This window comes from Pseudomonas sp. FDAARGOS_380 (genome assembly GCF_002591235.1).
GTDB lineage: Bacteria > Pseudomonadota > Gammaproteobacteria > Pseudomonadales > Pseudomonadaceae > Aquipseudomonas > Aquipseudomonas salmasensis.
On the sequence record NZ_CP023969.1, the window covers coordinates 5,933,689 to 5,945,741 of the forward strand.

Below are 12,053 nucleotides of genomic sequence, written 5' to 3' on the forward strand. Positions count from 1 at the left end.
TCGAGCGCCCAAAACAAAACCCCAACTGCTTTCGCAATTGGGGTTTCGGAATTTAATCTTGACGATGACCTACTCTCACATGGGGAAACCCCACACTACCATCGGCGATGCATCGTTTCACTGCTGAGTTCGGGATGGGATCAGGTGGTTCCAATGCTCTATGGTCGTCAAGAAATTCGGGTACTGAGTCGTGGCCAGCTGGCCTCGCTTCAGCAAATTGGGTAGGTGATAGATCTCGGTGTTTTGTGAGCGTCGAACTTTCGGTTCATTTTCGTCTTCACACACCGCAATCTGATGCTCGTTAGAGTAGTCAAATTGCTTGGGTGTTATATGGTCAAGCCTCACGGGCAATTAGTATTGGTTAGCTCAACGCCTCACAGCGCTTACACACCCAACCTATCAACGTCGTAGTCTTCGACGGCCCTTCAGGGAACTCAAGGTTCCAGTGAGATCTCATCTTGAGGCTAGTTTCCCGCTTAGATGCTTTCAGCGGTTATCTATTCCGAACATAGCTACCCGGCAATGCCACTGGCGTGACAACCGGAACACCAGAGGTTCGTCCACTCCGGTCCTCTCGTACTAGGAGCAGCCCCTCTCAAATCTCAAACGTCCACGGCAGATAGGGACCGAACTGTCTCACGACGTTCTAAACCCAGCTCGCGTACCACTTTAAATGGCGAACAGCCATACCCTTGGGACCGGCTTCAGCCCCAGGATGTGATGAGCCGACATCGAGGTGCCAAACACCGCCGTCGATATGAACTCTTGGGCGGTATCAGCCTGTTATCCCCGGAGTACCTTTTATCCGTTGAGCGATGGCCCTTCCATACAGAACCACCGGATCACTAAGACCTACTTTCGTACCTGCTCGACGTGTCTGTCTCGCAGTCAAGCGCGCTTTTGCCTTTATACTCTACGACCGATTTCCGACCGGTCTGAGCGCACCTTCGTACTCCTCCGTTACTCTTTAGGAGGAGACCGCCCCAGTCAAACTACCCACCATACACTGTCCTCGATCCGGATAACGGACCTGAGTTAGAACCTCAAAGTTGCCAGGGTGGTATTTCAAGGATGGCTCCACGCAGACTGGCGTCCACGCTTCAAAGCCTCCCACCTATCCTACACAAGCAAATTCAAAGTCCAGTGCAAAGCTATAGTAAAGGTTCACGGGGTCTTTCCGTCTAGCCGCGGATACACTGCATCTTCACAGCGATTTCAATTTCACTGAGTCTCGGGTGGAGACAGCGCCGCCATCGTTACGCCATTCGTGCAGGTCGGAACTTACCCGACAAGGAATTTCGCTACCTTAGGACCGTTATAGTTACGGCCGCCGTTTACCGGGGCTTCGATCAAGAGCTTCGCGTTAGCTAACCCCATCAATTAACCTTCCGGCACCGGGCAGGCGTCACACCCTATACGTCCACTTTCGTGTTTGCAGAGTGCTGTGTTTTTAATAAACAGTCGCAGCGGCCTGGTATCTTCGACCGGCATGAGCTTACGGAGCAAGTCCTTCACCCTCACCGGCGCACCTTCTCCCGAAGTTACGGTGCCATTTTGCCTAGTTCCTTCACCCGAGTTCTCTCAAGCGCCTTGGTATTCTCTACCCAACCACCTGTGTCGGTTTGGGGTACGGTTCCTGGTTACCTGAAGCTTAGAAGCTTTTCTTGGAAGCATGGCATCAACCACTTCGTTACCTAAAAGGTAACTCGTCATCAGCTCTCGGCCTTAGAATCCCGGATTTACCTAAGATTCCAGCCTACCACCTTAAACTTGGACAACCAACGCCAAGCTGGCCTAGCCTTCTCCGTCCCTCCATCGCAATAACCAGAAGTACAGGAATATTAACCTGTTTTCCATCGACTACGCTTTTCAGCCTCGCCTTAGGGACCGACTAACCCTGCGTCGATTAACGTTGCGCAGGAAACCTTGGTCTTTCGGCGTGGGTGTTTTTCACACCCATTATCGTTACTCATGTCAGCATTCGCACTTCTGATACCTCCAGCAAGCTTCTCAACTCACCTTCACAGGCTTACAGAACGCTCCTCTACCGCATCACTTACGTGATACCCGTAGCTTCGGTGTATGGTTTGAGCCCCGTTACATCTTCCGCGCAGGCCGACTCGACTAGTGAGCTATTACGCTTTCTTTAAAGGGTGGCTGCTTCTAAGCCAACCTCCTAGCTGTCTAAGCCTTCCCACATCGTTTCCCACTTAACCATAACTTTGGGACCTTAGCTGACGGTCTGGGTTGTTTCCCTTTTCACGACGGACGTTAGCACCCGCCGTGTGTCTCCCATGCTCGGCACTTGTAGGTATTCGGAGTTTGCATCGGTTTGGTAAGTCGGGATGACCCCCTAGCCGAAACAGTGCTCTACCCCCTACAGTGATACATGAGGCGCTACCTAAATAGCTTTCGAGGAGAACCAGCTATCTCCGAGCTTGATTAGCCTTTCACTCCGATCCACAGGTCATCCGCTAACTTTTCAACGGTAGTCGGTTCGGTCCTCCAGTTAGTGTTACCCAACCTTCAACCTGCCCATGGATAGATCGCCCGGTTTCGGGTCTATTCCCAGCGACTAGACGCCCTATTAAGACTCGCTTTCGCTACGCCTCCCCTATTCGGTTAAGCTCGCCACTGAAAATAAGTCGCTGACCCATTATACAAAAGGTACGCAGTCACCCAACAAAGTGGGCTCCCACTGCTTGTACGCATACGGTTTCAGGATCTATTTCACTCCCCTCTCCGGGGTTCTTTTCGCCTTTCCCTCACGGTACTAGTTCACTATCGGTCAGTCAGTAGTATTTAGCCTTGGAGGATGGTCCCCCATATTCAGACAAAGTTTCTCGTGCTCCGTCCTACTCGATTTCATGACTAAGAGATTTTCGCGTACAGGGCTATCACCCACTATGGCCGCACTTTCCAGAGCGTTCCGCTAATCTCAAAGCCACTTAAGGGCTAGTCCCCGTTCGCTCGCCACTACTAAGGGAATCTCGGTTGATTTCTTTTCCTCAGGGTACTTAGATGTTTCAGTTCCCCTGGTTCGCCTCTTGCACCTATGTATTCAGTACAAGATAACCATCTTATGATGGCTGGGTTCCCCCATTCAGACATCTCCGGATCAAAGTCTGTTTGCCGACTCCCCGAAGCTTTTCGCAGGCTACCACGTCTTTCATCGCCTCTGACTGCCAAGGCATCCACCGTATGCGCTTCTTCACTTGACCATATAACCCCAAGCAATCTGGTTATACTATGAAGACGACATTCGCCGAAAATTCGAATTTCTCAATTAAGAGAACTCACAAATTTTACCTTAGCCTGATCCGTTACCAGTGAAAGTAACGTTCAGTCTATCTTTCTATCACATACCCAAATTTTTAAAGAACGAACTAGTCAAAGACTAGAAATCAACATTCACCATCACAACGATGGAATGCTCATTTCTAAGCTTTATACAAACAGAAGCAGTAGTGGTGGAGCCAAACGGGATCGAACCGTTGACCTCCTGCGTGCAAGGCAGGCGCTCTCCCAGCTGAGCTATGGCCCCGTATTTCTACAGGCGTTTCCCACACAAAATTGGTGGGTCTGGGCAGATTCGAACTGCCGACCTCACCCTTATCAGGGGTGCGCTCTAACCAACTGAGCTACAGACCCAATTTCGAGCTGCTAAGGCCGACCTCACCCTGCTCTTTACCACAGAGCATGGGGTGCGCTCCAACCAACTAAGCTACAACCCTTTAGGCTGCTTCTTTCGTCTTCTTCAATGAATCAAGCAATTCGTGTGGGAACTTATGGAGCAGCTGATGTCGTCGATTAAGGAGGTGATCCAGCCGCAGGTTCCCCTACGGCTACCTTGTTACGACTTCACCCCAGTCATGAATCACACCGTGGTAACCGTCCTCCCGAAGGTTAGACTAGCTACTTCTGGTGCAACCCACTCCCATGGTGTGACGGGCGGTGTGTACAAGGCCCGGGAACGTATTCACCGCGACATTCTGATTCGCGATTACTAGCGATTCCGACTTCACGCAGTCGAGTTGCAGACTGCGATCCGGACTACGATCGGTTTTATGGGATTAGCTCCACCTCGCGGCTTGGCAACCCTCTGTACCGACCATTGTAGCACGTGTGTAGCCCAGGCCGTAAGGGCCATGATGACTTGACGTCATCCCCACCTTCCTCCGGTTTGTCACCGGCAGTCTCCTTAGAGTGCCCACCATTACGTGCTGGTAACTAAGGACAAGGGTTGCGCTCGTTACGGGACTTAACCCAACATCTCACGACACGAGCTGACGACAGCCATGCAGCACCTGTCTCAATGTTCCCGAAGGCACCAATCTATCTCTAGAAAGTTCATTGGATGTCAAGGCCTGGTAAGGTTCTTCGCGTTGCTTCGAATTAAACCACATGCTCCACCGCTTGTGCGGGCCCCCGTCAATTCATTTGAGTTTTAACCTTGCGGCCGTACTCCCCAGGCGGTCAACTTAATGCGTTAGCTGCGCCACTAAAAGCTCAAGGCTTCCAACGGCTAGTTGACATCGTTTACGGCGTGGACTACCAGGGTATCTAATCCTGTTTGCTCCCCACGCTTTCGCACCTCAGTGTCAGTATTAGTCCAGGCGGTCGCCTTCGCCACTGGTGTTCCTTCCTATATCTACGCATTTCACCGCTACACAGGAAATTCCACCACCCTCTACCATACTCTAGTCAGTCAGTTTTGAATGCAGTTCCCAGGTTGAGCCCGGGGATTTCACATCCAACTTAACAAACCACCTACGCGCGCTTTACGCCCAGTAATTCCGATTAACGCTTGCACCCTCTGTATTACCGCGGCTGCTGGCACAGAGTTAGCCGGTGCTTATTCTGTCGGTAACGTCAAAATTGCAGAGTATTAATCTACAACCCTTCCTCCCAACTTAAAGTGCTTTACAATCCGAAGACCTTCTTCACACACGCGGCATGGCTGGATCAGGCTTTCGCCCATTGTCCAATATTCCCCACTGCTGCCTCCCGTAGGAGTCTGGACCGTGTCTCAGTTCCAGTGTGACTGATCATCCTCTCAGACCAGTTACGGATCGTCGCCTTGGTGAGCCATTACCTCACCAACTAGCTAATCCGACCTAGGCTCATCTGATAGCGCAAGGCCCGAAGGTCCCCTGCTTTCTCCCGTAGGACGTATGCGGTATTAGCGTCCGTTTCCGAACGTTATCCCCCACTACCAGGCAGATTCCTAGGCATTACTCACCCGTCCGCCGCTCTCAAGAGAAGCAAGCTTCTCTCTACCGCTCGACTTGCATGTGTTAGGCCTGCCGCCAGCGTTCAATCTGAGCCATGATCAAACTCTTCAGTTCAAACATCTTTGGGTTTTTAAGAAACCCTAAACTTGGCTCAGCAATCGTTGGTTACATCTTTGATTTCTCGCGGAGTAACTTGTGATGCTGATAATCTTGTTGACTATCAGTCTGACCCCACAAGCACCCACACGAATTGCTTGATTCAGTTGTTAAAGAGCGGTTGGTTAAGATCTTTCGTCTCAACCGAGGCGCGCATTCTACAGCAGCCTCACTTGCTGTCAAGTGGTTATTTTCAGAAGATTTCGAAGATTTCGAAGATTTCGAAGATTTCGAAGATTTCGAAGATTTCGAAGATTTCTTCAGCAACTTCAACCACTTGCGCTTGCGATCTCTCGTAAGCGGGAGGCGAATTCTACAGCGTTACACGCTGCTGTCAACACCTCTTTTTCAACTTCCTTTTGGCTTCGATGAACTGAAGCAACTTGCTGTCGATAACTGCGTAACCCTTTGTTTACCAAGGAGTTTTCCGTTTCGACTGCGCCGGAAGTGGCGCGAATTATAGGCTTCCAGAATCTGCCGTCAACCCAATTATTCGGTTTCTCTATCAAAAACCTCAAAAACTCGATATTTCCACTATATAGATGGTTATGAGCCAGTATTTGAGCAATATATTGCTCATTCACTGGCAGTTAAGCATCATAGCGCCACGTATTTATCGATCATGACTTCGGAAGAACCCCCGCAATGACCACCCCTCCTCGCAGCCTGGCATCCGCATTGTTTCCGATCGGCCTGCTATTAATCGCCATGGCGTCCATCCAATCCGGTGCGTCATTGGCCAAAAGCATGTTTCCTATTGTTGGCGCACAAGGCACCACTGCTCTGCGTTTGATTTTTGCCAGTGTGATCATGCTGGTGCTATTACGCCCATGGCGCGCCACGCTGACGGCCAAGTCCTTACGCACAGTGATCATTTACGGGATGGCGCTGGGCGGCATGAACTTCCTCTTCTATATGTCCCTTCGCACCGTCCCCCTGGGGATTGCAGTAGCACTTGAGTTCACAGGCCCGCTTGCCGTCGCAATCTATGCCTCGCGCCGGGCTGTCGACTTCCTGTGGATTGCCCTGGCGATCATCGGCCTACTGCTGTTGATTCCACTGGGCGAGGCCAGTAGCGGTATCGACTGGGTCGGCGCGGCTTACGCGCTGGGCGCAGGCGGATGCTGGGCCCTCTATATTTTGTTCGGCCAAAAGGCTGGGAACGACAATGGTGTTCAGACCGCCGCACTCGGCGTGATGATTGCCGCCCTGTTCGTCGCACCGATCGGCATCGTGCATGCAGGCGCCGCGCTGCTGACGCCTGCCCTGATCCCTATCGCCATCGGCGTCGCGATTCTGTCCACGGCCTTGCCCTACACATTGGAGATGGTCGCGCTGACTCGCCTGCCCGCCCGCACGTTCGGCACCTTGATGAGTATCGAACCGGCGTTCGGCGCCCTTTCCGGCCTGTTCTTTCTGCATGAGCATTTATCTCTAGCCCAATGGCTGGCCATCACGTGCATTATCCTGGCGTCCGTAGGCGCCACGTTGACGATGCGCAACGAATCCAAACCGTTAGTACCCGCCGACTGATCATCTTTAAAGCCAGCGCTGGTATTTGCCGCTCATTTAGGCCATGTTTAGGTCGTAACCGAATGTCATTCATGGAGAATTTCGACACGGACAGCATGAACGCTTCGCTCGAGAGCGAGTAAAGCGGCTCTGTTCTTTTGCAGGGCGGCTATTAAGGATGGGAATGAAACGAATTTTGATACTGTTGCTGGTTGTGGGCATCGCTGGCTGTGCTGCAACCACAAAAACAGAAGTGAAACGGGGTAAGAAAGGGCTGCATATCAACTGTTCGGGCCTGTCCTCCTCCTGGGACCAGTGCTACACCAGTGCAGCCAACTCATGCGGCGCCAAGGGCTACCGGGTGATCGCCAAATCCGGCGATAACTCCGAGGAGCCTGGGGACTACCCCTTCGGTCTCAACCCTGCCGGCTATACCAGCCGTAGCATGATCGTCATCTGCAAATAGTTGCCCGAGCAGTCTTTCCTGACTGCTCATCTTAAATCCCGGCCATTTGCGGCATGAAGGCTAAACTCCTGCTCGACCATCGAGCCAATGGAGTTCCCATGCCGCACAACAACAAAAAGATCGTATTAGTAGTGGGGGCCGGTGACGCAACCGGCGGCGCCATAGCCAAACGCTTTGCCCGCGAAGGCTACATCGCCTGCGTCACCCGTCGCAGCGCCGACAAACTGCAGCCCTTGGTAGACAGCATTCAATCAGCCGGCGGTGAAGCCCATGGCTTTGCCTGTGATGCACGTAAAGAAGAAGACGTAATCGCACTGGTCGAGCAAATCGAAACCGAGCTGGGGCCTATTGAAGCGTTCGTCTTCAACATCGGCGCCAATGTGCCTTGCAGCATTCTGGAAGAAACCGCGCGCAAGTACTTCAAGATCTGGGAGATGGCGTGCTTCTCTGGCTTCTTGAACGCACGGGAAGTCGCCAAACGCATGGTCACGCGTAACCGCGGCACTATCCTGTTCACCGGCGCCACCGCCGGCTTGCGCGGGAGCGCAGGGTTTGCCGCCTTCGCCGGCGCCAAACACGGGATACGCGCCCTGGCACAAAGCATGGCGCGGGAGTTAGGCCCGATGAACATCCATGTTGCCCATGTGGTGGTCGACGGCGCCATCGATACCGACTTCATTCGCGAAAATTTCCCGCAAAAGTACGCCCTCAAGGATCAGGACGCCCTCCTCAACCCTGACCATATTGCCGACAACTACTGGTTCCTGCACAAGCAGCCACGGGACGCCTGGACGTTCGAACTGGACCTGCGCCCCTGGAACGAAACCTGGTGACGCCCCCTATAACAATAAGCAGCGAGTACAGACCATGAGTAAAACCCTGGAGTTTTTCTTTGATCTCGGCAGCCCCGCCACTTACCTGGCTTATACCCAGTTGCCGGCGCTGTGTGCCCAAACCGGCGCACAGGTGGTGTATCAACCGATGCTATTGGGCGGTGTTTTCAAGACCACGGGCAATGCCTCACCGATCACGGTGCCTGCCAAGGGGCGCTACATGCTCGATGACCTGGCGCGTTACGCCAAACGCTACAACGTGCCGCTCAGGTTCAACCCGCACTTTCCCATCAATACCTTGTTGCTGATGCGCGCTGTCATCGGCATTCAAATCCACCAGCCTGAGCGCTTCCTCGACTTCATCGACTGCCTGTTCCAAGCACTCTGGGTGGAAGGCCATCACCTGGGCGACCCAGAGGTCGTGGCCAATGTGCTCACCGCACAGGGGTTCGATCCCGAGCAGGTACTGGCCCTGTCAAACGATGCAGCCGTCAAGGACGCTCTCAAGGACAAAACCGAACAAGCCATTAAGCGCGGCGTGTTCGGCGCTCCCAGTTTCTTTGTAGGAAACCAGCTGTTCTTCGGCCAGGACCGTCTGGACTTTGTGCGTGAAGCCCTCAGCTAGATATCGATTGCAGCCGGCAATGCCCCGGCTGCATCCGATCAAATCGCCGCAGTGCGCACCTGCAACCATTCAAGGGCTGCACCATCGAGCAGCGGGCTCAAACGCTCACGCACCTGGGCGTGATACGCGTTGAACCATTCACGCTCATCCGCCGTCAGCAACGACGGCTCCAGGCACCGGGTATCAATCGGGCACAGGGTCAGGGTTTCGAACTTGAGGAATTCGCCAAACTCGGTCTTGTCCGCTTCCCGGTTCAACACCAGGTTCTCGATGCGCACGCCCCAACGGCCAGGGCGATAAGTACCCGGCTCAATCGACGTAATCATTCCTGGTTGCATCGCCGTTTGTGGCGCCGTAGCGGCTTGATAGGCAATCACTTGCGGGCCCTCATGCACGTTGAGGAAATACCCTACGCCGTGGCCTGTACCGTGACCGTAGTCCACACCTTCTGCCCAGATCGGCGCCCGGGCAATGGCGTCCAGCAACGGTGAAAGAATGCCTTTGGGGAACTGCGCACGAGACAGGGCAATCACGCCCTTGAGTACCCGCGTGCAATCGCGCTTCTGTTCTTCACTCGGTGTACCGATGGGCACCATCCGCGTGATGTCCGTGGTTCCGCCCAGGTACTGGCCGCCCGAGTCGATCAGCAGCAAGCCATCACCCTCGATCAGCGCATGTTCTTCTTCGGTGGCGTGGTAATGCGGCATCGCGCCGTTGGCATTGAAGGCGGCAATGGTGTTGAAGCTCAGCGATACATAGCCTGGACGGCGGGTACGCGCAGCGGTCAGGTGTTCGTCAATCGTCAGTTCGGTAATGCGCTCGCGGCCCAGGGCACTGTCGAGCCAGGCAAAGAATTCGCACAGCGCCGCACCATCCTGCTCCATGGCTTGGCGGATATGTTCCGCGTCCGCCAGGCTCTTGCGGGATTTGGCCAGTGTGGTGGGGTTGAGGCTTTCAACCAGCTTGACGCCCGCGTCGAGGTTTTCCAGCAAGCCGGCAGTGACGCGGGCGGGGTCTACTTGCAAGCTTGCGCCCGCCGGTACCGCTCGCAGCGCTTGCGCCACCTCGCTGTAATCACGCATGGTCACGCCATCCTGCTCAAGCACCGCCCGCAGTTGCGCATCGACCTTGCCCAACGCCACAAACAAAGTCGCCTGCTGTTGATTGATCAAGGCAAAGGACACAAACACTGGATTGAACGACACATCAGCGCCGCGCAGGTTGAATAGCCAGGCGATGTCATCCAGCGTCGCGATGAAATGCCAGTCGGCGCCCTTGTCTTTCAAACTGGCGCGCAAAGCGGCCAGTTTCTCGCCACGACTGACGGTGGCCTGGGGCGGCAGATGCTGATAGATCGGCTGGTTCGGCAATGCCGGGCGGTCTTGCCAGACTTCATTGAGTACATCGATATCGGTACGCAGACGCGCGCCACGCTCGGCCAACTTGCCACCCAGGGTACGTGCCGAGGCCACGGCCATGACCGCACCGTCCACCGCCACCACGCCACCCTCAGGGGTTTGCTCGGCCAACCACTCCAGCGGGCCAGGCTGACCCGGTTGCAGCTTCACCAACTCGATACCGCTGCCCTTGAGTTCCTTGGTCGCCTGTTCCCAGTAACGGCTGTCCGCCCAGACCCCGGCAAACTCCGCCGTGACGATCAGGGTGCCCACCGAACCATGAAAGCCGGACAACCACTGACGCCCTTGCCAGTAACCCGGCAAATATTCGGACAGGTGCGGGTCCGCCGATGGCACCAGCAGGGCATGAATGCCTTCGCGGCGCATCAGTTCACGGGTATGCGCCAGGCGCTGGGGAACCGTTCCATGGGTCAAAGGCTGCGTACTCATTGTGTCTCCTGCTAACCACTAATAATTGTTATGTGTTGCGAATGATAAATCAGACCGCCCAGAATGCCGGCGCGCTCGCCAACGCGGCCTTGATCAACTGCGCGGCCTGGTCGATATCCTGTTCGGTGGTGAACCGGCCCAGGCTCAAGCGAATAGTGCGAGCGGCACTGCGAGCGTCATGCCCCAAGGCCAGGAGCACATGGGACGGCGCATTGCTGGCAGAATTGCACGCTGAAGTCGCGGAAAAGGCAATGCCTGCACTCAATGCGGCTGAATTGAATTCACCCTCGCTGAAGGTAAGGCTCAATGTGTGCGGAATACGCTGGGTTGGGCTGCCATTAAGACGCAACCCGGCAACCGACGCCAACTGATCCAGCAAGCGCTGGCGCAGCGCGACAATCGTGGCCTTCTCATCGGCGAAAGACGCCGCCGCCAGGGCAAACGCCGTGCCCATGCCGGCAATCTGATGGGTCGCCAGGGTGCCGGAGCGCAAACCGCCTTCGTGGCCACCGCCGTGAATCTGCGCCAATATTTTCTGCTGCGCCCGCGGCCCGACATATAACGCGCCGATGCCCTTGGGCCCATACAGCTTGTGAGCAGAGAACGACATCAAGTCCACCGGCCACCGGCCCAGGTCGATAGCCACTTTGCCTGCCCCTTGCGCCGCGTCCACATGGAACAACGCGCCCTGCTCACGCACCCGTGCGCCAATGGCCGGGATGTCGTTGAGGGTACCCAGTTCGTTGTTGACCAGCATCAGCGAGACCAGAAAGGTATCCTCGCGCAAGGCTTCGCTGACCGCCTCGACGCTGATCAAGCCGTCTGCATCCGGTACCAGGTAAGTCACTGCCACACCGGCTTCCTGCAATTGCCTCGCGGTGTCCAGCGTGGCCTTGTGTTCGATCTGGCTGGTGATGATATGCCCACCCGCCACACCCCGGGCCTGGGCCACGCCCTTGAGCGCAAGGTTGTTGGATTCCGTGGCACCGGAGGTCCAGACGATCTGCTCGGCCTCGGCCCCCACCAACTCGGCCACCTGGCGACGCGCCTGTTCAACCTTCTGCCGGGCCGCTTGGCCGAATGCATGGGAACTGGACGCAGGGTTGCCGAAATGGGCGTTGAAACCCAGACACTCGACCATCACCTGGATAACTCGCTCATCCACCGGCGTGGTGGCGGCGTAGTCGAAATACAACGGACGTTTATTCATGAGGTTAAAACTCGCAGAGCGTATTCCCAAGAGCAGCGTCTCGGGGGGCATCGACCAGAACAGAGGTCGTCAGGTTTAACCGATCGAATGCCATTAAAGAAGGTAACTTTATTTAAATGTGCGTAGGAACGCTCCTGGAATTGAGCTTAACAGGCTGAAGTAGCCCCATG

Annotated in this window: 6 protein-coding genes, 2 tRNA genes and 3 rRNA genes; 4 read left to right on the plus strand and 7 right to left on the minus strand. The window is 55.0% G+C overall.

Annotation, left to right across the window (positions count from 1 at the left end):
* Positions 1 to 56: 56 nt before the first annotated feature.
* From rrf to CRN80_RS27515, 5 genes are all read right to left on the minus strand, one after another.
* Positions 57 to 172 (minus strand): 5S ribosomal RNA (rrf, locus tag CRN80_RS27495).
* A gap of 158 nt (positions 173 to 330) precedes the next feature.
* A 23S ribosomal RNA gene (locus tag CRN80_RS27500) occupies positions 331 to 3,221 on the minus strand.
* A 247-nt stretch (positions 3,222 to 3,468) separates the two neighbouring features.
* Positions 3,469 to 3,544, minus strand: a tRNA-Ala gene (locus tag CRN80_RS27505).
* Between the two features lie 30 nt (positions 3,545 to 3,574).
* A tRNA-Ile gene (locus CRN80_RS27510) sits at positions 3,575 to 3,651 on the minus strand.
* Positions 3,652 to 3,811: 160 nt separating this feature from the next.
* Positions 3,812 to 5,348, minus strand: a 16S ribosomal RNA gene (locus CRN80_RS27515).
* Together the 16S, 23S and 5S rRNA genes with 2 tRNA genes alongside form the textbook arrangement of a ribosomal RNA operon.
* A 687-nt stretch (positions 5,349 to 6,035) precedes the next feature.
* Here CRN80_RS27515 and rhtA point away from each other — a divergent pair.
* From rhtA to CRN80_RS27540, 4 genes are all read left to right on the plus strand, one after another.
* Positions 6,036 to 6,923, plus strand: a complete 888-nt coding sequence (gene rhtA / locus CRN80_RS27525; RefSeq protein ID WP_032892541.1) for a threonine/homoserine exporter RhtA — start codon at positions 6,036 to 6,038, stop codon at positions 6,921 to 6,923.
* Between the two features lie 163 nt (positions 6,924 to 7,086).
* The gene (locus CRN80_RS27530) at positions 7,087 to 7,368 is read left to right on the plus strand and encodes a hypothetical protein (protein WP_003190182.1); all 282 of its coding nucleotides are present in this window, start codon (positions 7,087 to 7,089) and stop codon (positions 7,366 to 7,368) included.
* A 98-nt stretch (positions 7,369 to 7,466) separates the two neighbouring features.
* Positions 7,467 to 8,201 carry an SDR family oxidoreductase gene (locus CRN80_RS27535; protein ID WP_098952145.1) on the plus strand — a complete coding sequence of 245 codons (735 nt, stop codon included), beginning with the start codon at positions 7,467 to 7,469 and terminating at the stop codon, positions 8,199 to 8,201.
* A 34-nt stretch (positions 8,202 to 8,235) separates the two neighbouring features.
* Entirely contained in the window at positions 8,236 to 8,826 is a 591-nt protein-coding gene (locus CRN80_RS27540) for a 2-hydroxychromene-2-carboxylate isomerase (RefSeq protein WP_098952146.1), read from the plus strand.
* A gap of 38 nt (positions 8,827 to 8,864) precedes the next feature.
* On the opposite strand, the gene CRN80_RS27545 is transcribed toward CRN80_RS27540, so the two are convergent.
* Positions 8,865 to 10,673, minus strand: a complete 1,809-nt coding sequence (locus tag CRN80_RS27545; protein WP_098952148.1) for an aminopeptidase P family protein — start codon at positions 10,671 to 10,673, stop codon at positions 8,865 to 8,867.
* Between the two features lie 49 nt (positions 10,674 to 10,722).
* On the minus strand, positions 10,723 to 11,883 hold the full coding sequence (locus CRN80_RS27550) for a cysteine desulfurase family protein (protein WP_098952150.1): 1,161 nt from the start codon (positions 11,881 to 11,883) through the stop codon (positions 10,723 to 10,725).
* Positions 11,884 to 12,053: the final 170 nt, after the last annotated feature.